At 70.2% G+C, this 20,082-nt stretch carries 17 protein-coding genes; 14 read left to right on the forward strand and 3 right to left on the reverse strand.

The features are described from left to right. Positions 1-23: 23 nt before the first annotated feature. Positions 24-905: an RNA polymerase sigma factor SigF gene (locus RV986_RS51145; RefSeq protein ID WP_475923954.1), complete on the reverse strand. Its 882-nt coding sequence runs from the start codon at positions 903-905 to the stop codon at positions 24-26. Positions 906-1,691: 786 nt separating this feature from the next. Between RV986_RS51145 and RV986_RS51150 the strand changes: the two genes are divergently transcribed. Together RV986_RS51150 and RV986_RS51155 are read left to right on the forward strand one after the other, a co-directional pair. Then, positions 1,692-1,979 carry a BTAD domain-containing putative transcriptional regulator gene (locus RV986_RS51150; RefSeq protein ID WP_475924707.1) on the forward strand — a complete coding sequence of 96 codons (288 nt, stop codon included), beginning with the start codon at positions 1,692-1,694 and terminating at the stop codon, positions 1,977-1,979. 134 nt (positions 1,980-2,113) lie between these two features. After that, positions 2,114-3,130 carry a serine/threonine-protein kinase gene (locus tag RV986_RS51155; RefSeq protein ID WP_475923955.1) on the forward strand — a complete coding sequence of 339 codons (1,017 nt, stop codon included), beginning with the start codon at positions 2,114-2,116 and terminating at the stop codon, positions 3,128-3,130. Between the two features lie 489 nt (positions 3,131-3,619). Here RV986_RS51155 and RV986_RS51160 read toward each other — a convergent pair whose 3' ends face one another. Then, positions 3,620-5,341: a carboxylesterase/lipase family protein gene (locus tag RV986_RS51160; protein WP_475923956.1), complete on the reverse strand. Its 1,722-nt coding sequence runs from the start codon at positions 5,339-5,341 to the stop codon at positions 3,620-3,622. A gap of 77 nt (positions 5,342-5,418) precedes the next feature. After that, positions 5,419-6,834, reverse strand: coding sequence for an alpha/beta hydrolase-fold protein (locus RV986_RS51165; RefSeq protein WP_475923957.1), 1,416 nt, complete (start codon positions 6,832-6,834; stop codon positions 5,419-5,421). A gap of 527 nt (positions 6,835-7,361) precedes the next feature. Here RV986_RS51165 and RV986_RS51170 point away from each other — a divergent pair. From RV986_RS51170 to RV986_RS51225, 12 genes are all read left to right on the forward strand, one after another. After that, positions 7,362-8,162: an ABC transporter ATP-binding protein gene (locus RV986_RS51170; RefSeq protein ID WP_475923958.1), complete on the forward strand. Its 801-nt coding sequence runs from the start codon at positions 7,362-7,364 to the stop codon at positions 8,160-8,162. Positions 8,163-8,188: 26 nt separating this feature from the next. After that, the gene (locus RV986_RS51175; RefSeq protein ID WP_475923959.1) at positions 8,189-8,902 is read left to right on the forward strand and encodes an SRPBCC domain-containing protein; all 714 of its coding nucleotides are present in this window, start codon (positions 8,189-8,191) and stop codon (positions 8,900-8,902) included. After that, positions 8,880-9,740, forward strand: a complete 861-nt coding sequence (locus tag RV986_RS51180; RefSeq protein ID WP_475923960.1) for an HpcH/HpaI aldolase family protein — start codon at positions 8,880-8,882, stop codon at positions 9,738-9,740. Before RV986_RS51175 ends, RV986_RS51180 begins: the two co-directional genes overlap by 23 nt. A 163-nt stretch (positions 9,741-9,903) precedes the next feature. After that, positions 9,904-10,995, forward strand: a complete 1,092-nt coding sequence (locus RV986_RS51185; protein WP_475923961.1) for an amidohydrolase family protein — start codon at positions 9,904-9,906, stop codon at positions 10,993-10,995. Next, positions 10,992-12,653 (forward strand): thiamine pyrophosphate-binding protein, encoded by a 1,662-nt coding sequence (locus RV986_RS51190; protein ID WP_475923962.1) that lies wholly within the window; start codon positions 10,992-10,994, stop codon positions 12,651-12,653. The genes RV986_RS51185 and RV986_RS51190 overlap by 4 nt, the downstream gene beginning before the upstream one ends. Before the next feature lie 62 nt (positions 12,654-12,715). Continuing rightward, on the forward strand, positions 12,716-13,636 hold the full coding sequence (locus tag RV986_RS51195; protein WP_475923963.1) for a substrate-binding domain-containing protein: 921 nt from the start codon (positions 12,716-12,718) through the stop codon (positions 13,634-13,636). Between the two features lie 147 nt (positions 13,637-13,783). After that, positions 13,784-14,947 (forward strand): DUF3500 domain-containing protein, encoded by a 1,164-nt coding sequence (locus RV986_RS51200; RefSeq protein WP_475923964.1) that lies wholly within the window; start codon positions 13,784-13,786, stop codon positions 14,945-14,947. Further along, positions 14,944-15,804: a hypothetical protein gene (locus tag RV986_RS51205; RefSeq protein ID WP_475923965.1), complete on the forward strand. Its 861-nt coding sequence runs from the start codon at positions 14,944-14,946 to the stop codon at positions 15,802-15,804. The genes RV986_RS51200 and RV986_RS51205 overlap by 4 nt, the downstream gene beginning before the upstream one ends. Before the next feature lie 29 nt (positions 15,805-15,833). Further along, entirely contained in the window at positions 15,834-16,817 is a 984-nt protein-coding gene (locus RV986_RS51210; RefSeq protein WP_475923966.1) for a substrate-binding domain-containing protein, read from the forward strand. Between the two features lie 14 nt (positions 16,818-16,831). Beyond that, on the forward strand, positions 16,832-17,692 hold the full coding sequence (locus tag RV986_RS51215; protein ID WP_475923967.1) for an amidohydrolase family protein: 861 nt from the start codon (positions 16,832-16,834) through the stop codon (positions 17,690-17,692). Positions 17,693-17,754: 62 nt separating this feature from the next. After that, positions 17,755-18,450, forward strand: a complete 696-nt coding sequence (locus RV986_RS51220) for a GntR family transcriptional regulator (protein ID WP_475923968.1) — start codon at positions 17,755-17,757, stop codon at positions 18,448-18,450. Positions 18,451-18,477: 27 nt separating this feature from the next. Next, on the forward strand, positions 18,478-20,082 hold the full coding sequence (locus RV986_RS51225) for a carboxylesterase/lipase family protein (protein ID WP_475923969.1): 1,605 nt from the start codon (positions 18,478-18,480) through the stop codon (positions 20,080-20,082).

A 20,082-nucleotide genomic window follows, 5' to 3' on the forward strand; every position in this document is an offset into this window, starting at 1 on the left:
ACCACTCGGACGCTGCGGATGTGTCAGGCGATGTCAGGATCGAGCAGCCCGCTGCGCAGGCGTTTGACCGTGCGGGTGATCAGGCGTGAGACGTGCATCTGCGAGATGCCGAGTTCCTCGCCGATCTGGGCCTGGGTCCGTTCCTCGACGAAACGCATGTGGAGGATCCTGCGCTGACGTTCGTCGAGTTCGGCGATCAGAGGAGCCAAGGACTGGAAATCCTCCACCAGTTCGAGCGAGGGATCGTCCTTGCCGATGAAGTCCGCGAGTACGGTCTCCCCGTCCGCACCGTTCTCGGCCGTGAGCGTGGCGTCGAGGGAGGAGGAGTTGTAGCCGTTGGAGGCCTTGCGGGCCTCGATGACTTCCTCCTCGGAGACACCCATCAGCGCGGAGAGTTCACGCGTGGTCGGGGTACGGCCGAGTCGCGCGCGCAGCTTCTCGGTCGCCCTGGCCAGCTCGATGCGGGCCTCTTGAAGTCGGCGGGGTACGTGGACGGCCCAACTGGTGTCGCGGAAGAAGCGCTTGATCTCGCCGACGATGTACGGGACGGCGAAAGAGGTGAACTCGACCTCGCGGGAGAGCTCGAAGCGGTCGATGGCCTTGATGAGCCCGATCGTGCCCACCTGGACGATGTCTTCCAGCTCGGCCTGATCGCGACTGCGGAACCGAGCCGCCGCGTACCGTACGAGGGAGAGGTTCATCTCAATCAGCGTGTTGCGCGCGTACTGGTATTCGGGTGTGCCTTCTTCCAGCACGGACAGCCGGTCGAAGAACTGGCGCGACAGGTCACGCGCGTCCATCGGGCTGATCTTCAGCGGCTCGTCTATCAGAGGCAGCTCCACCTCCTCGGCCGTCACTGCGTGCCGTGCCGTGCCCGTTACCTCTGCTGCCGTCACGGCTGCCATGCGGTCCACCCCAAATCGTCCGAAGGAATCGAAGACAGAACTCGTCTGCCCCGTCTCGTGCCGGTCATGGCACTGGTTCCGGCCAGACGTCCCGTACGGATGCACCGGCGCGCCGATTCGTTCACGATCACCCGATCTCGGGGCGCTGTCTCACTCGCCGCGATGACGCCAGAACCAGACCAGGCCCGCGAGCAGTGCGCAGACGTAGACGAGAGGCATGATCAAGCCTGGGATGCGGGCCGCGATCACGACGCGGCTCCGACGGGAGAACAGGGCGACGCGGCCCGGGTGTTTGCCATTGCTGTCTGCTTTCGACGTGCTGCGGGCCGGCGGTGCGCGTACAGCGACAGGAGCAGGCTGAACAACACTCGCGGCCCAGGTGGTGTGGTGCTCAATGATGACGGCAAGAGCCGCCGTTCGGCCCCGTCCGGATCGGTTGGACTTGTGTGCGGGGATTCCCACTGCTCCCACCGTCCCGTGACGCCGCGCCGAGCGGCGACCGGACACGTCCTGCGGACGGATGGGCTGCCTTGCCGTGCCCCGCCCTGCCCGGGGCAGGCTCCACGAGAGAGCCCTCGGGCGTGGTGGACGAGGCGGGGCGTCGGGTTGGCGCCGACCTGGCTGTCGACGGTCGTCATGGGTACCGGTGCGGGCATCAAGGCGTTGCATTCCCACAGGTCAGAGGGCGGTGGCCGCGCAAGAGCCGTGCGGTTCGGAGGGGGGAGCTTGAGCGTCTTCGGCGGGGAGACAATGCTGAGCGAGGAGCTGTGGGGTGCCGAGCCGCTGATGGACGCTGCGGACCCTCCCGAAGCCTTCCAGCACCTGCGCGCCGCCCTCGTGCTCTGGAGCGGGTCGGCGCTGGTCGGGGTGCACGCCGGGATCCACCTGACCACGCAGGTCAAACGGCTGGAGGAGAGCAGACTGTGTGCGCGGGACCAGCGGAGCGAGGCCGATGTGCTGCTGGGCAGCAGCTCACGCACGAGAGCCCGTGTGGGCAGTGCATGCCGGCCCTGTACCGCTCCGGGGCTGGGTGGGGCTGATGGTGGCCGGGCGGTTACGGGGGGCGCTGGATAGAATTGAGGTATGAACGGGCGGCCTGTGGGTTCGGTTGCGCCGGGGTGTGCGTCGGGGGCTTGTGCCGGTGGCGCGGTGATGGGCCTGGGCCGGTGCCGCGGGGTGGATGGTGGGGCCTGGGGCGGTGGGCTGTGATGAACGCGGCGTCGCAGAGCATGGGGCTCTATTCGGGCCGGGCTTCGGGGCTGATCGGGGCGCAGATCGCGGGTTACCGGGTGGAGCGTGAGATCGGCCGTGGCGGTATGGCCGTCGTCTATTGCGCGAGGGATCTACGACTGGACCGTACGGTCGCGTTGAAGCTGCTCGCTCCGGAACTGGCTCGCAACGACACGTTCCGTCGCCGCTTCACGCACGAGTCGCGGGTGGCCGCGGCGATCGATCATCCTCATATCGTGCCGGTCTTCGAGGCCGGTGAGATGGATGGTGTCCTGTATATCGCCATGCGCTATGTGTCGGGGCTGGATCTGCGAGCGCTGCTCGACCGGGACGGCCCGCTGCCCGTGGCGACCGCGCTGCGCATCGCCGCGCAGGTGGCGTCGGCGCTTGACGCGGCTCATGAGCACGACTTGGTGCACCGGGATGTGAAGCCCGGCAACATTCTGGTGGCCAGGGGCACGGACAGTGAGCACCCCGAGTACGTGTATCTCACGGATTTCGGACTGACGAAGAAGTCACTGTCGCTGACCGGGTTCACGACGGTGGGCGAGTTCGTCGGCACGCTCGACTATGTGGCGCCGGAGCAGATTTCAGGCCGCCCGGTGGACGGCAGGTGCGATCTGTACGGGCTTGCCTGCGTGGTCTACGAAACCCTCGCCGGCGGGCCGCCGTTCCAGCGGGATGACGACATGGCGCTGCTGTGGGCGCATCAGTACGATCGGCCGCCCGCTCTGAGCGAGCGACGACCGGGGATCCCGGCGGCCGTGGACGAGATTGTGTCGAAGGCCCTGGCGAAGATTCCCGAGGACCGTTATGGCTCCTGTCTGGAGTTCGTGGCGGCTCTGCGTGCCGCTGTGAGCGGGGGCGAGGGCGGGGGTGACTCGGGTCCGCCGACACCGGCGGACTCCGCCGCAGCCGAAGCCGTGGAACAGACCGGGCCCGCCCCGGATCCGCCGGCTTGGGCCGGGCCGGTCTTCGTCCGTCCACCCGAGTAGGGCCTGGGGGAAGAGTGCGCCTCGGGGGCGCCGTGTGACTGCAGCAAAAGGGGGATACACCTCCTGTCCCATCGTCACCCCGGCGGTGCGAGAGCTGAGCCACCGGTACCCGGACGCCGGGGCGCAGATCCTGCATCCGGCCTGGGGCTCTTGCCGGTGTGCCTGATCACGGGACCGAAGGCGGCCGGATCCCTGCCTCCCGGGTTTCGCCCCGAATCCCCGTCGTCGTCCCCCTCGCGGGCCGATGCCGGTGCTGCTTCGACGGCTGCTTCGACGGCTGACGCGACGAAGGACGCGGCGCCGATGCCGACGGCCATGGCGCGTGCTGCCGCACGTCTGGTCAGTGACATGAAATGTGCTCCTCCCTACCGGTGCGGGCTCAACTCACGTCGGCTGCGGTCCGGCGACGGCGGAGGCGTCGTCGCCGCCGGACCTGGAGCTGGACTTGGACCTGGACTTGGACCTGGACTTGGACCTGGACGCCAAGCCCTACCAGGCGTCCTGCGTCGCGAAGTACCGTGTCCAGAAGCCGAGTTTCTCGCGGGACGCCACCCGTATCGGCCCGTAGTGCTCACCGACCTCCATCACGGTCGGCGAACCGGGGCTGTAGGCGGGCCACCTGGGCAGACCGGGACCGTTCGGGTTGCCGGTGGTGATGTAGTTCGCCAGGTAGGAGGACATGGTGTCGGCGATCTCGCGGTCCTGGTCGGTCCACCCCTGGGTGTCCGGGTGGAGGTTGCCGAAGAAGTAGACGATCTCGGAGCCGTGGTACGCGCCCCGGATGTCGTGGTCGGGGCCCGGCGGGCGGTGCGTCCAGAAGTAGGTGTACACGGGCCGGTCGGCGCCCTTGATCCACTCGGTACCCCACAGGTACGTCGAGACCCGGGAGTTGTCGCGGACCGCGTCGTTGCTGGCGAGGGCGGCCTCGTCGTCCGTACGTGCCGGGTAGAGCCGCAGGAACTCGTCGGCCATCGCGCCGAACTTCTGCCGCGCGGCGCTCACGTAGTCGTCCAGGGTGACGTGGACGGGAGGAGCGCCGGGGCGGTCCGGGTAACCCGCCTGGCGCCAGTACTCGAAGGCGGTCTCGGGCACGGCGCCGCTCTCGTCGAGATTGTTGCCCGCCAGGTACCAGACGTCGTTCTGCGCACGGGCGTCGTACGTCGCCCGATAGCCGGCCGGCAGCAGCCAGCCGTCGACGACGGGCCGGAACAGCGGAGGCTTCGCGACGGACTTCGTGTCGACCGACTCGTCCTTGAGCGAGGCGCCGTCCGTGAAGTCCTGCCAGGGCAGGGCGCGCAGTTGAGCGAGCGTGCTCGCGCCCTTCGTCGCGCCGTAGGCGGTGCCCTGTTGGAGGGCGGTGTCCATCTTCCGGAGGGACACGCCGAGGTAGCGCAGTTCGGGATCGCTCGGACAGCGGACCTGGCTCTCGGCGAGGGAGCGCTGGAAGAGGCCGGTGGCGAGCGGGGACATGGACAGCATGTCCGTGGACCCGGCGCCGGCGGACTGGCCGCCCACGGTGACGCGACGCGGGTCGCCGCCGAACGCGGCGATGTTGCGCCGGACCCATTTCAGGGCCGCGATCTGGTCGAGCAGGCCGTAGTTGCCCGAGACGCCGTGGCGGGACTCCGCGCTCAGTTCGGAGGTGGCGAGGAAACCCAGGGCGCCCAGGCGGTAGTTGAAGGTCACCACGACGACGCCCTTGTCGGCCAGGACCGAACCGTCGAAGCTCGGGTCCGAGCCGGTTCCCCCGGAGAAGCCGCCGCCGTAGATCCACACATACACCGGGCGCCGCTCCCCGCTTCTCCGGGCGCCGGTCCAGATGTTGAGGTTGAGGCAGTCCTCGCTCATCGTGAGCGTGCCCGACGCCTGCGGGGGTGAGTCCCCGAATGTGTCGGCCTCGCGGACGCCCGTCCAGGACGGAGCCGGCTGCGGCGGACGCCACCGGTTCTTCCCGGCGGTGGAGGCCGCGTAGGGAATCCCCTTGAAGACGGTGACACCGGACGCCGCGCCGGGCACACCGGCGACGAGGCCGGATTCGGTCCGCACCGGTCTGCTGCCGAGCGACTCCGCCGCCGACGAGGGCTGCGTCGCGGCACCGTCGAGGAGGACGACGCCCGCTGCGACGCCCGCGGTGCGGCCGAGGAAGTCCCGTCGGCGCAGGGCAGGGGCAGACTCTGCGGGACGGGGGTCATGGCTGTCTGGCACGGTCATACGGATCTCCCGATCACTGAGTGGATGGGTGGCGCGTGGGCCTGCCGTGCGAACCGGGTAGCGGGTACGGGGGCCGGTCACCCCGTCGTGGGAGGGAAGAAGGCGGTGCCGGTGAGGAAGTCCTTGAGGTTGAGACGCCACGCGAACCAGCTGTGGCCGCCGTTGACGAAGCCGGGCGTGACCGGGACGCCGAGGCCGGTCAGGAGGGCGACCTCGCCGGCGTGGTAGTCGTGGCTCGGGTCCTGCCATCCGCCGCCGACGTAGACGCGTGCCTGCTTGAGTGCGGCGACCTGGGAGCCGGTGACGGACGACGCGTCGGGCAGCGTGTAGTTGCCGCGCCGGCCAGGGCTGAAGACTCCGTACGAGCCGAACTCGGCGGTGTGTCCGAAGAGCAGCGAGTTGGTCAGGGACGCCCCGTAACCGAGGCCTGCGGCGGCGCGCTCGGCGGCGGTGGTGGAGACGTGGTAGCGGGACTCCACGTACGGGACGAGCGTGTCGGTGAGGTTCCGGTCGAAGGACGCGTATCCGGTGGAGTCGGGGAACCCGGCCGTGTTGGGCATGACGACGACCATCGGGGGGATCTGCCCGGTGACGATGAGGTTGTCGAGGATGTGGGCCGCGTCCCCCTGCGTGCTCCAGTCCATCTCGGTGGCGTCGCCGCTGAAGAGGTAGAGCGTGGGATACGGCTTGGCCCGGGCCGAGTTGTAGCCCGGCGGGGTGTAGACGGAGAGGTAGTTCTCGCCGGGCGGGTCGACCGAGGTCGGGGCCGGATACGTGACGTGGGTGAGCGTGCCGTGCCTGCCGGTCGAACTCGGGCCCTGCCAGGCGTAGTCGACCGTTCCGTACGACGGGTCCGAGGGCACGTACACCTGGCTGGTGCGCTCGATGGTCCCGGAGACCTTGCCGCCCTTCTCGTTCCACGGCGGGTTGGCCGGGTCGGAGACGGCGGTGCAGGTGGCCTGGGTGTCGTCGGCGCAGTCGACATAGAAGGAGTAGGTGAACACCCCGGACGGCAGTGGTGTGGTGTACGTCCACACACCGTCGCGGCCCTTCTTCATGTCCACGACGGGCCAGTTGGCGGCGGGGGAGTTGGGATACGCGACGGGGATGTCGCCGGGCTGCCAGTGGCTGGGCAGCGTGCCGGGCGTTTCGAGGGCGGTGCCGTCGTCAGTGGTGAGCGCGGACAGCTCGTAGGGGTTGGCGAAATACCACTCGCCCTTGATCTGCACGCGGTCGGCGTCGGGGTCTTTGTAACGGAAGGTGACCCGGTAGCCGGTCGGACCGGTGCCGGTGCCGGTGCCAGTGCCAGTGCCGGTGCCGGTGTGCACCACCTGTGGGGACAGACCGTGCGTGCTGTCGGGTCTCTTGTCGGGTCTCTGGTCGGCGGACGCGGTGCCGGTGCCGCTGCCGCCCGCGGTGAGGACGAAGGCGGCTGTCAGGGCCGCGAGGGCCCGCAGAGCCGCTGTTCCGCGGCGCTTGGTGGGGTGGGACATGGCGACTTGTCTCCCAAGGGTGGACGGGAGCGGGGAGTCGTGACTGACCGTCAGGGCGTAGCGGGGGCGCGCGGACTGCTGCCGCTCTGAGGACCGCCGCGGGCACTCGGCCGACGCGTCGTGGGGCAGGTGCGGGGGCTGGTGCGTACGAGAACGTAACCGCGCGGCAATGTTGTGAGCAACATGCTTGACGAAATTTCCCACAACTCCTGAAGCCGCCGGGAGCCTCCCCGAGCCGCTGGGCATTGTCCAACAATCTTTCGTGGCCCGGTTCTTGGGTTTCTGAGAAGTGCATGTTCTTGCTGCAGACATCTTGCCGGTGTGGGTCGTGCGAGTTACGTTCCATGCAGTTCTTGTCGGACAATCTCCGAACCGACCATACGTGACCGGACCCGCCGTCAGGCGAACTCGCCGGCCATCCATCGCACATGCATCCATCGCACATGCGTCAACTGCACATGCGTCCACTGCACAGACGAAGCGCAGGACCGTGCCACCCCACCCGTGGAGCGGTCGAGGAGACAAGGATGTCGACCAACCAACGCGCCCCCCAGACAGAAGCCCTTCGCTTCGAGCACGTCACCCTGGAGTTCCCGGGCAGTCACCGGCCGGCGGTCGAGGACGTGTCGTTCCAGATCGACCGCGGCAGATTCGTCGCCGTGATCGGGCCCAGCGGCTGCGGAAAGAGCACCCTTCTCAACCTGGCCGCCGGGCTGCTCACCCCGTCCAGCGGCCAGGTCCACTTCGCCGGCGAACGGATCACCGCCGTCAACTCCGAAGCGGCGTACGTGACTCAGCAGACCAACCTGCTTCCCTGGCTGAGCGTCAAGGCCAACATCGGCCTGGCGCTGAAGTTCCGCAAGGTCCCGAAACCGGAGCGGGAGGAACGCATCGCCCACTGGATCCGGCTCGTCGGCCTCGCCGGGTTCGAGAACCACTACCCCCGCGAACTCTCCGGTGGCATGCGCAAGCGCTGCGCGATCGCGCGGGCGCTGATCTACGAACCCTCCATCGTGCTGATGGACGAGCCGTTCGGGCCGCTGGACGCCATCACCCGGCTCAAGCTCCAGCAGGAACTCCTCAACCTGTGGGAGGAGCAGCGCGGCACGCTCGTATTCGTCACGCACGACCTCAACGAGGCCATCTACCTGGCCGACGAGGTCATCGTGATGTCCGAGGGGCCGGGAACCGTCCGCCGCACCCTCTCCGTCCCCTTCGAGCGCCCCCGCACCATCGGCTCCCTCATCGAGTCGTCCGAGTTCTCCGAGCTCTACAACGACCTCTGGGGACTCTTCAAGTCCGACCTCCGGACGTCGGACGCCGCCTAGCAGTTCGCGAAGCGAGGTGCACACCGTTGATATCGATCGCGGAAGAGATCACCGTGCCGAGCCCGGCGCAACGTGTCTGGGAGGTCGTCTCGGACCCCTCCGCCGTGGTGTCCTGCATCGGCGGGGCCGAGCTCGGTCGGTCCCACGACGACGGTTCCTTCGAGGCGGCGCTGGTCGTCAGGTTCGGCGGCATCCGGGTCAGGTTCGCCGCGCGGGTCACCCTTGAGCTGGACGAGCCGGAGCGGGAAGGCCGTATCACCGCACGGGGCCGGGACGGCCAGGGCGCCACCCGGTTCGCCGCCGACACCGTGTTCCGGGTGACCGACGAGCCCGCCACGGGCGGCTCGCACGTGTCCCTGCGCGGCGAGGTGAAGCTCTCCGGGAGGCTCGCGTCACTCATCGAGTCGGGTGCCGGGGTCGTGGTGTCGAGGATGGCCGAGGAATTCTCGGTGGCGCTGATCCAGCGCTGCGCCGAAGCCTCTGTACCCTCAACCCCCCTGACCCAGCCGGAGTTTGACGCCGCGTCGGCGAAGCCGGGGTTGCTGCGGCGGATCCGCGCCCGCTGGGTCAGGCTGCTGCGCCGCCGACGTACGACCGCCCCACCCGCACCGTCCATGGATCCTGCACCGTTCCCGTCTGCGTCTTCCTCCCCCTCTCCCTCTCCCTCTCCGTCCCTGTCCCCGTCCCCGTCGCCTGCGTCGAGCGAGGAGGCTGTCCGTGGCAGCGCAACGCCTCAATAGGGTCATAGCCGGCCTGGCGGCCGGACAACACGTCTTCGCGTCCTTCGCTGCGGCCGAACCCACTGCCGCGATCGAGTTCTCCACCACCCGCTACGACGCCCTGGTCTTCGAGATGGAGCACAAGCCCTGGGACGCCGTCGCGCTCCGCGACAGCCTGCAGTACCTGCTGAATCGACGTCAGATCTTCGCGGCCGACGACCTGGCCCCGGCCCTCACCCCGCTCGTCCGCATCCCCGCCAACGGCGGCGAGAAGGCGCAGTGGCACGCCAAGCAGGTCCTCGACCTCGGTGCGTACGGCGTGGTCTGGCCGCACATCTGCACCGTCGAGGAGGCCCGCAACGCGGTGGCCGCCTGCCGTTACCCCTCGCTGCCAGGCGAACCCCGCCACGACCCCGCCGGACTGCGCGGCGACAGCCCGGGTGCGGCGGCCCGCTACTGGGGCATCTCCAACCAGGAGTACTACGCGAAGAGCGAGGTGTGGCCACTCGCTCCGGACGGCGAGATCCTCGTCGCCCTCATGATCGAGGACCAGCTCGGCGTCGCCAACCTGCCTCGTATCCTCGACGAGGTGCCGGGCGTCGGCCTCGTCATCATCGGCGAGGGCGACATGAGCCAGGAGCTCGGCGTCCCGCGCCAGTACGACCACCCCCGCATGGCCGAGAGCAAGCGCCGCGTCCTCGACACCTGTCACGCGCGTGGCGTTGCCGTGGGCCACCCCCATGTCACCGCCGACAACGTCAAGCAGGTGCTCGACGACGGCTACCGCTTCCTGATGTCCGCGCCCGTGCGCAGCTACCCGGGCCTGGACCTGGGCCGTGCCCTGACCGGCCGTCCCTGACTTCTCCCTTGACCTCTTCCTCCCTTTCGCGTCGACCGGTCGTCCCCGCCCCTCCCCGCCCGTTCCCTTTTCTGTGCTCCGACCGGCCGTCTCTGCCCCCCCGTACTCGAACCGCCGTTTCCCGCGCGTCCAGCCATGCCCCACGCGAACCCCGGAGACACCCATGCTCATCGACTGCCACGGCCACTTCACGACGGCCCCTCCCGCGCTCGGCAGATGGCGGCAGCGGCAGATCCAGGCGTTCGAGGAATCGGGCGCGCGTGTCTCGCCCGGCGAACTCCTCATCGGCGACGACGAGATCAGGACCGCCCTGGAGGAGGGCCAGCTCAAGCTCCAGGACGAGCGCGGTGTCGACGTGGCGCTGTTCTCCCCGGGCGCAGGGAAGATGGCCCACCACTACGGCGACGAGGAGACCAGCCTGGCCTGGTCCCGCGTCAGCAACGACCTGATCGCCCGCGTCTGCGGCCTCTTCCCCGGCCGCTTCGTCGGCGTCTGCCAACTGCCCCAGTCACCCGGCGAGGCCCTCGCGTCCTCGGTCCGCCGCAGCGCCGCCGAACTGGAGCGCTGCGTAACCGAGTTGGGCTTCGTCGGCTGTCTGCTCAACCCCGACCCGTCCGACGGCTACTGGCAGGCGCCGCCTCTCACCGACGAGGTCTACTACCCGCTCTACGAGAAGATGACCGAGCTCGACGTCCCGGCGATGCTGCACGTGGCGATGTCGCGGAACCCGGCGCTGCAGGGCACCTGCGCCCACTACCTGGCCGGTGACACCGCCGTGTTCATGCAGCTGTGTCTGTCGGACCTGTTCACGGACTTCCCGAACCTGAGGTTCGTCATCCCGCACGGCGGCGGCGCGGTCCCCTACCACTGGGGCCGCTACCGAGGGGTCATGCAGGACCAGGGCCGCCCCCCGCTCGAAGAGCTCGTGCTGCGCAACGTCTTCTTCGACACCTGTGTGTACGACCAACGCGGGCTGCAACTGCTGGTGGACGTCGTCCCAGCGCGGAACATCCTGTTCGCCTCCGAGATGATCGGCGCCGTCCGCGGCATCGACCCGGAGACCGGCCACCGCTTCGACGACACGAAGTACCTCCTCGACTCCATCGACACCCTCGGCGACGAGGACCGCCGCCTCATCCAGGCCGGCAACGCACTGCGCGTGTTCCCGCGCCTGAAAGGAGTCCAAGGAGTCCAAGGCGTCAGCGGCATAGAGGGCACCAAGAACCTCAACCACCAGGAGGCGGGCGCAAAGTGAAGGTCTACGAAGCGCTCGCCGAGGCGTTCGTCCAGGAGGGCACCAGCGATGTCTTCGGCATGATGGGCGACGCCAACATGCACTGGATGAACGCCCTGGCCCAGCGCGGTGTGCGGCTGTACGAGGTGCGCCATGAGGGCTCCGGCCTCGGCATGGCCGACGGGTGGGCGCGCGCCTCGGGACGCCCGGGCGTCCTCACCACCACCAGCGGGCCCGGCGTCTCGCAGCTCGCCACCTCGATGATCGTCGCCGCGCGGGCACGTACCCCGCTGGTCGCCTTCTGCGGCGAGACCGCCTGGGGCGACCGGGCCGCCGCCCAGTACCTCGACCAGGGCCGCTTCGCCGCCGCGATCGAGTGCGGATTCGTCCACCTCTCCCGCGCGGACCAGGCGCAGGAGGCCGTCCAGCGGGCGTTCTACCTCGCACGCACCGAATCCCGCCCCGTGATGCTCAGCGCCCCCATCGACATCCAGCAACATGCCTACCTCGACGGAGCCGACGCCGACCCGTACACCCCCTCCACCGAACTGATCGACCACCAGCGACCGCTGCCCGACCCGGCCCGCATCGCCCGCGCCGCCGACATCGTGCAGGCGAGCAAGAACGTCGTGATCGTCGCGGGACGCGGGGCGCGCCAAGCCGACGCCGGTGAGCACATCCTCCGCCTCCAGAACCGCACCGGCGCCCTGCTGGCCACCACGCTCCAGGCGAAGAACTGGCTGTGCGACCGCACCGAGCACCACGTCGGCATCTCCGGTCTGTTCGGCAACCGTACGGCGATGGAACTGCTCCAGGAGGCCGACTGCGTGATCGCGGTCGGAGCCAGCCTCAACCACTACACCACCGAGCACGGCTATCTGTTCCCCGAAGCGAAGTACGTCCAGATCGACACCGCCGAGCACCTGGTCATGGGCAACGGCGCCGCCGCCGACTGCTACATCCGCGCGGACGCGGTCACCGCTCTCACCGCACTGGAGCAGGAACTCGGCCGGCGCTCGGCCAGGACGGAGGGCTTCCACACCGCCGAGGTGCGCCGCCGCCTGGCAGCCCCGCCGGCGGATCCGGACGAGTACGTGAACGAGCCGGGCCGTCTCGACCCACGCGAGGCGATCCGCGTCATCGACGCCGAACTCCCTGGCGCCATCGGCCTCGTCCTCGGCAGCGGTCACCAGACGGACTTCGGCACCATGCTCTTCCAGCGCTCGCGCGAGGTCGTCTCCAACTACGGCATGTTCGGCGCCATCGGCCAGGCGCCCCTGCTGACCATGGGGAAGATCGTCGCGGATCGTGGGCGGCCGTCGTTCGTGGTCGAGGGCGACGCCAGCTTCCTGATGCACCTGCCCGAGTTCGAGACGGCCTGCCGCTACGGCCTGCCGATCCTCGCGGTCGTCATGAACGACGAGGGCCTCGGCGCCGAGTACCACAAGTCGGCGGCGAAGGGGCTCGATCCGCAACTCGCCGTGATCCCGACACCGGAACTGGGCCCGGTCGCGGTGGCGCTCGGCGGCTCCGGCGCAACCGTCCGCACCGCCGACGAACTGCGTACCGCCCTCGCCGGGTATGTGCGCGACCCCGGACCCACCGTCGTCGACGTCCGCATCACCCGCAGCGTGCTCAGCGTCCCGTACCGCCGGCTCTGGTACGGCGAGGACGTGTGAGGAGGAATTGGTACATATCTGGACCTTTCAGGGGTCGGGACGTTTCAGGTAAGGAGGTAACGATGACCGGGGTGCCGCAGCGCACGGCCGCGACGACGCTCTCCGTCCTGCTCGGGGACTACCCGCACACCCGCCCGCTCAAGGACGGCACTATCCCCGTCGAGGGCGCCGACTGCCGCTTCCCGACGGCCAAGCCGCTGTACTCCGCCTTCCCCGGGATGGTCCGCAGCCTCGAATTCGACGTCTGCGAGATGGCCCTCGCCACCTATTTCCAGGCGCGGGAGGCCGGCGTGCCGATCACCCTCCTCCCGGTCGTCATGATCGGCGGCGCCCACCACCACTCGCTCACCCGCCTGCCGGACGGCCCCGCGCTCGACCCGAGGCGGCTGGCCGGGAAACGGATCGGGGTGCGCTCCTACAGCCAGACCACCGGCCTGTGGGTGCGCGGCATCCTGCGTGAGGACTACGGCGTCGACGCCTCGGACCTCATCTGGGTCACCACCGAGGAGCCGCACGTCGCGTCGTACCGGGAACCCCCGTACGTCGAGCGGTCGACGAGCGGGAGCGTCGCGGAACTGCTCCGCGGCGGCGACGTGGCGGCGGCCGTGCTCGGCCCCCGCGCGATCGGCGCCCAGGGAACGCCCCTGGTCCCCGTCGTGGCGGACGCGGAGAGCGCGGGCCGCGCGTGGATCGAACGGCACGGCACCGTGCCCGCGAACCATCTGCTCGTGGTGCGCGACGACGTCCTGAAGTCCGCGCGGGACGCGGTGACCGCGCTGTACCGGGCCCTGGCACGGACCATCGCCGACACCGCGGGGGAGCGCGACCGGACCCCGGCAGGCCGCGCCGTCGCCGCCGGCTGGAGCGACGCCCTCGCCCGGTGCCTGGAGACCGCGGCCCGTTACGCCCTCGAACAACAGGTCGTACGCACGCCCGTCGACCTCGCCCGGATCGAGAAGGACGCGGCGTTCCTCGCCGGCTGACCGGGCCACCGGCTTACCAGGAGACCGACTGACCGGGCCACCGGCTTACCAGGAGACCGACTGACCGGGCCATCGGATGACCGGGCCATCGGATGACCGGGCGACCGGGCGACCGGACCAGCGAGAAAGAGAGAGGAGGCGGCAGGGATGGGACTGCGGAATCGCGGCGCGGCGCCCACACGCAGACCGGCCGAGTGGACGCCGGAGCTGCTGACGAAGGTCGAGTGGCGCCGCCGGGCCGCCGACGAACCCTTCCACGGAGTGACCGCACCGGGCGGGGTGCGGCCGGATCTGTTCCCACTGACCGGCACCGGCGTCGACACCACCGGCATCCGCCGGGCGGCCGAGGACTACCTGGCCGCGCTCTCCCCGAAGGAACTGGCCGAGGGCCGCTTCCCGATGGACGACGTGTCATGGCGTCACTGGGCCAACGGGGCACGCTACTTCCTGCGCCACGGCCTGTGCCTGGAAGACCTCGACGACGCCGGGCGGCAGCGCGCCCTCGACGTCGTCCGCGCGAGCCTCGGCGAGGCCGGCTACCAGCAGATCGTCGACCTGATGCACCTCAACCTCACCATCGGCGAACTACGTGGCGAGACCGACCTGCTCAACGAGTGGCTGTACTGGTTCAGCCTCTACGGCGATCCCGACCGTGGCCGCCCCTTCGGCTGGCAGCTCGACGGCCACCACGTGAACGTCAACTGCGTGTTCGTCGGCGACCACATGGTCCTCACCCCCACCTTCCTCGGCGCCGAACCGGTGGTCGCGGAGTCCGGCACGTACGCGGGAACCACCGTCTTCCGGCGCGAAGAGGCCCTGGGACAGAGGCTGTTCGCCGATCTGAACCCCCGTCAACGCGCACGGGCGGTGATCGCCGACGCGTTGCCGCCCGACCTGTTCGTGGGCGCCTTCCGCGACAACTACGAACTGCACTACGAAGGCATCCCGTTCGGCGCGCTGACCATCGAACAGCGGGATGTGGCACGTGAGTTGACTGCCCTATACACGGGCCGGGCGAACGCGGGGCACGCCCGCGTCCGGACGGACGAGGTCCTCGCCCACGAGGCCCACACGCACTTCGCGTGGATCGGCGACGGCGACGGCGACCCGGATGGCGTCTTCTACTACCGCATCCACAGCCCCGTGCTCCTCGTCGAGTTCGAGCACCAGGCCGGCGTGATGTTCGACAACGACGTGCCGTCGCGGCGGCACATCCACACCGTGGTCCGTACCCCGAACGGCAACGACTACGGCGTCGACCTGCTGCGACAGCACCACGAGCACTTCCACTCCAGGAGGAGTCAGCCATGAAGTTGGTCCTGGGCCGCGACGACCTCGCGACAGCGGCCGAGACGGCCGTCCGGGAGACCGGCGCGCGGATCGAACGGCTCGATGTCCGGCCGGTCCACAAGGCCTCGCGCGGCTTCGTCAACGACGCGGACGTCGACGTGTGCGAACTCGCGATCGTGACCCTCCTCCAGGCGGTCGCCCACGGCAGGCCCGTGCTGCTGCTGCCCCTCACCACACTCGGCCGTCACCAGCACCAGACGCTCGTCACCCTCGGCCGGCTGACGGTGGACGACATCGAGGGCCGCAGTGTCGGCGTCCGCTCCTGGAGCCAGACCACCGGGGTGTGGGTGCGCGGGTTCCTCACCGAGCAGTACGGCGTCGACCTGCGCAAGGTCGACTGGCGGACCTACGAGGACGCGCATGTCGAGGGCTACCAGGACCCGGCGTGGGTCGGCCGCGCACCCGAGGGCGCCCGCCTCCCTGTGGACTTCCTCGACGGCCGCCTCGACTTCGGGATCATGGGCAACGAACTGCCGGACGACGACCGTATCCACACCGCCATCGAGGGCGCGCGGGAGGTGGCCGCCGAGTGGTCCGCGCGCAAGGGCTTCCTCCCCGTCAACCACGTCGTCGGCGTCACCGAGAAGGCAGCCCACGAACACTCCGCCGCGATCCTCGCCGCCTACGACGCGATGCGTGCCGCGGCCGGGCCCGCCGACGTCGATCCGGTGGGGTTCACCGCGCTCCGCGGCGCGGTCACCCAGGCCGCCGCCTACGCGCTGGAGCAGGAAGTGCTGCCCGGCCCCGTCGACTTCGACGACCTGGTCGAGCGGTCCTGCTCGGCCCTCGGCGTTCCCCCGTCCCGCCTCGGCGGCTGACGTATCCCCCATCGAGCGAAAGGCAGGAGATGGAGAAGCTCTCGCTGGTCGTCGGCGACTACGCCCACGCGCGGTCGCTGCTCGACGGCACCGCCGCCGTGGACGGTCACCTCGTCGAGGAGGTACAGGTCAGACCGGTCATCGGCGCCTACCGCCGGATGATTCGCGACCTTGAGTTCGACGTGTGCGAACTGGCGCCGGTGTCCTACCTGATGGCCCTGCAGGCCGGCGTCCCCCTCACCGCGATCCCCGTCTTCCTCAACCGCCGCTTCCATCACGGGGACATCCAGTGCGGCGCGGGCTCCGGCATCCGCGTCCCGACCGACCTGGAGGGCCGCCGGGTGGGTGTCCGCGCGTACTCGGTGACCACCGGCGTATGGGTGCGCGGCATCCTCGCCGAGGAGTACGGCGTCGACCTCGACAAGATCACCTGGGTGGTGGACGACGACGACCACGTCGAGGGCCGGGTTCCGCCGAACGTCGAGCGTGTCACCGACGGCCGCTCCCTCGGCGAACTGCTGCGCTCCGGAGAGATCGACGCCGCGTTCACCGGCAACGCCGGCACCGGTCGGGCGGGCGCGCCCCGCACCGGCTGGACCGCGACGGCCCACCCGGAGACGGCCGAGGGCGATGCCCCCTACCCGCTGTTCCCGCAGGCGGATGTCCTCGCCTCGGACTGGTACCTGCGCACGGGCATCTACCCGCTCCACTCACTGATCGCCCTCCGCGCGGACCTCGTGACACAGGACCCCGGCCTGCCGACCGCGCTGTACGCGGCGTTCGCCGAGGCCAAACGGCGATGCCTGGCCGACGACCCGGAGTGGACGGCCCTGCCGAGGTTCGCCCGGCAGGCGGAGCAGACCGGCGGCGACCCCGTGCCGTACGGCCCGGCCGCCAACGAGCGGAGCCTGGCCGCGCTCGTCCGCTACTCCCGTGAACAGGGCCTGCTCGACGCGGACTTCCCCGCCGAGCCACGGATGCTGTTCGCCGACGGCGTCTACCCGGACGCATGACAGGAGCGCACGCCATGGACATCGTCGACACGCACTGCCACATCATCGCGGAGGACCGGGACGCCTACCCCTGGTCGCCGATCGGCGGAAAGCCCTCGGCCTGGGCCGCCTCCCGCCCGGTCACCGCCGAGGCCATGCTCGCCCGCATGGACGAGTCGGGCATCCGGCAGGCCGTCCTCGTACAGGCCACGACCGCCTACGGCTACGACAACTCCTACGTCCTCGACAGCCGTGCCCGTCACCCGGACCGCTTCCTCGCCGTCGGCACCTTCGACCCGCTCGCCCCGGACGCCGCCACGCGTCTCGCCGCGGGCGTAGGCGACGGCGGCCTGGCCGGGGTACGGCTGTTCACCAGCGGCAGCACCGTACCCACGCAGGGCGAGTGGTTCGCGGCGCCAGAGACGTACGAGTTCTGGCGCACGGCCGGCGAGCTGGGCGTCACCGTCTGCCTCCAGATGCGGCTCGGACCGGCGACGCGGCAGCTCGTGGAGGTCCTGGAGCGGTTCCCCACCGTGCGCGTGCTCCTCGACCACATCGGATACCCCGACATCGCCTCCTCCCCGGCGCGCGCGGGCAAGGAGGTGACCGAGCTGGCCCGGCACCCGGGCCTGCACCTGAAGCTCACCCACCGCAATCTCGAACCGCTGCACGACGTGGGGGAGGAGGCCGTCGAGTTCCTCGTACCGGTGGTCGAGTCGTTCGGCGCCGGGCGCATCGCCTGGGGCTCGAACTGCCCGGCCGCCGAGCAGTCACCGCCCGAACTCCTCGACCTCGCCCGGACCGTCCTGCGGCCGCTGCCCGTGGCGGCCCGCGAGGAGATCCTCGCGGGCACGGCCCGGCGCCTGTACGACGCTCTCGGCACGTCAGGCGCCTGACGTGCGGTCGGCTAGGGTTCCCGCCGCGGTGGTCATTCTCACAGGACACAGGGGCGGTCAAGGTGGAGCAGAGCGACAGCAACGAGGCCGCGGGTGGGGCGAAGCCATCGGCCACCCGCCACAGCCAGGCCTACGAGGGGCTCCGCTCGCTGCTGCTGTCGGGCAGCGTCGCGCCCGGCACACGGCTGACCGAAGCGGATCTGACCAGGATGTTCAACGTGTCGCGCAGCACCATGCGCGCCGTGCTGGTGCGCCTGGCGCAGGAGGGCTACGTCACCAGCGAAGTCAACCGCGGGGTGCGTACGAGGAGCTTCTCCGTGGAGGAGGCGGCGGACATCCTGGAGGCCCGGGAGACGCTGGAGTCCGCCCTCGCCGGAAAAGCCGCGGAACGGGCCACCGACGAGGAGATCGCCGACCTGCGCCGCACCCTGGCCGAGATGGAGGACGCGCAGTCCCGTGGCGACCAGGACGCCTACTCGCGGGGCAACCGGCGTTTCCACCAGCAGATCAAGCAGGCCGCGCACCAGAAGACCCTGGCCCACGCCTACGACACGCTGCTCTACCCGCTGGTGATGCGCCAGTACCGCAACCTCTCCGCGCAGCACCCGAGGTCCGGATCGGTGGAGGAGCACCAGGCCATCTTCCTCGCCATCGTCACCCGCAACCCCGACGCGGCCGTCGCCGCGATGCGCCACCACGTCGGCTCCGCCCGCCGGGCGCTGCTCCTGGACAAGCCCCCCGGACCGTCGGCCACCTGACGAACCGTACGGGGCGGGAAGGACCCCATGCGTGACCTCATACGTAGCGCCGTGGCCACCGAATCGGGCCCCGTCGAGGGCATAGCGGGCCGGGACCGCTCGCTCACCGTCTTCCGCGGCATCCCCTACGCGGCCCCACCGGTCGGCGAACTGCGCTGGCGTCCGCCCCGGCCACCGCTGCCGTGGGAGGGGGTGCGGCGGGCCGACCGGTTCGGCCCCATGTGCCCACAGGCACCCACCGACGCGGCCGCGACCGGCGTCGACGTGCCCATGAGCGAGGACTGCCTGAACCTCAACATCTGGACGGGCGCGGCCTCTTGCGACGAGCGTCGCCCGGTCCTGGTGTGGATCTACGGCGGCGGATTCCGCGAGGGCACCGGCGCACACCCCCGCTACGACGGCGAGAACCTGGCCCGTGAAGGCCTCGTCGTCGTCACCTTCAACTACCGGCTCGGCGCCTTCGGTTTCCTCGCCACCCCCGGACTCAGCCACGAGTCCGGCCACGACGCCTCCGGCAACTACGGGCTGCTCGACTGCGTCGCGGCCCTGCGCTGGGTGCGCGACAACATAGCGAACTTCGGCGGCGATCCCGGCCGGGTGACGATCGCCGGCCAGTCCGCCGGAGCCGGCACGGTCAACTTCCTCGCCATGTCCCCGCTCGCCCGGGGCCTGTTCCACCGCGCCGTCGCGCAGAGCCACGCCCGGTACGCGCGGGACCCCGAACTCCGCTACCTGGCCACCTCCTACCGCCACCCGGGCGACGCCGAGACCGCCGGCGACCGCTACGCACGGGAGCACGGCGCACGCACGCCCCAGCAACTGCGGGCCCTGCCCTGGCGGAAGCTGGTCGACGGCCACCACCCGGTCGACGACGCCGTCGCGACCGGCAGCACGGCCGGACCACCGCTCTTCCGCCCGGTCGTGGACGGCTGGGTGATCCCCTCCGGCTACGACGAGACCTACACCAAGGGATTGCAGAACGACGTCGACTACCTCACCGGAAACAACCTCGACGAAAGCGGCGCCGTCCCCGAGACGGAGTTCGCCGCCCTCCGGACCGGACGGCGGACGACCCGGCCGGGCGCCCCGCCGGTCCACGTGACGCTCGACGGCCATCGCGCCGCTGCCCGGATGAAGTTCGGCGAGATGGCCGACGAGTTCCTACGGCTCTACCCGGCCGGCACGGACGACGAGGCGGCGTGGGCGAGCAGCCAGGCCGTGCGCGACAACTCCCGCATCTCCACTCACCTCTGGGGCGTGGACTGGACCCGGCACACCACGCGGCCCGTCCGCACTTACTTCTGGACCCACCGCGCCCCCACGCAGGGGCCCGGCGGCGCTCGCCGTGCCGCACACGGCTCCGAGATCGACTTCGTCTTCGGCAACCCGGCCCCCGGCACCGCGCCGTGGACCGACGAGGACCGCGAGATCGCGCGGACCCTCTCCTCCTACTGGGCCAACTTCGCCGCCACCGGCGATCCCAACGGCCCCGGCCTGCCCCGCTGGCCGGCCTACTCGCCGGACGCGGGCACCGTCATGGAGATCGGCGCGCACTTCCGGCCGATCCCGGTGGCGGATCGGGCCCGCGCCGACTTCTGGACCCGCTTCTTCCGCACCCAACAGGCTTGGTGA

This window comes from Streptomyces sp. RLA012, assembly GCF_056270325.1.

Excerpts from the sequence above, each read along its gene's own strand:
- RV986_RS51145 (WP_475923954.1), bottom strand. The coding sequence starts at position 905 with ATGGCAGCCGTGACGGCAGCAGAGGTAACGGGCACGGCACGGCACGCA.
- RV986_RS51185 (WP_475923961.1), top strand. The coding sequence starts at position 9,904 with ATGCTCATCGACTGCCACGGCCACTTCACGACGGCCCCTCCCGCGCTC.
- RV986_RS51200 (WP_475923964.1), top strand. The coding sequence starts at position 13,784 with ATGGGACTGCGGAATCGCGGCGCGGCGCCCACACGCAGACCGGCCGAG.
- RV986_RS51195 (WP_475923963.1), top strand. The coding sequence starts at position 12,716 with ATGACCGGGGTGCCGCAGCGCACGGCCGCGACGACGCTCTCCGTCCTG.
- RV986_RS51170 (WP_475923958.1), top strand. The coding sequence starts at position 7,362 with ATGTCGACCAACCAACGCGCCCCCCAGACAGAAGCCCTTCGCTTCGAG.
- RV986_RS51215 (WP_475923967.1), top strand. The coding sequence starts at position 16,832 with ATGGACATCGTCGACACGCACTGCCACATCATCGCGGAGGACCGGGAC.
- RV986_RS51205 (WP_475923965.1), top strand. The coding sequence starts at position 14,944 with ATGAAGTTGGTCCTGGGCCGCGACGACCTCGCGACAGCGGCCGAGACG.
- RV986_RS51225 (WP_475923969.1), top strand. The coding sequence starts at position 18,478 with ATGCGTGACCTCATACGTAGCGCCGTGGCCACCGAATCGGGCCCCGTC.
- RV986_RS51150 (WP_475924707.1), top strand. The coding sequence starts at position 1,692 with ATGGACGCTGCGGACCCTCCCGAAGCCTTCCAGCACCTGCGCGCCGCC.
- RV986_RS51210 (WP_475923966.1), top strand. The coding sequence starts at position 15,834 with ATGGAGAAGCTCTCGCTGGTCGTCGGCGACTACGCCCACGCGCGGTCG.
- RV986_RS51165 (WP_475923957.1), bottom strand. The coding sequence starts at position 6,834 with ATGTCCCACCCCACCAAGCGCCGCGGAACAGCGGCTCTGCGGGCCCTC.
- RV986_RS51160 (WP_475923956.1), bottom strand. The coding sequence starts at position 5,341 with ATGACCGTGCCAGACAGCCATGACCCCCGTCCCGCAGAGTCTGCCCCT.
- RV986_RS51155 (WP_475923955.1), top strand. The coding sequence starts at position 2,114 with ATGAACGCGGCGTCGCAGAGCATGGGGCTCTATTCGGGCCGGGCTTCG.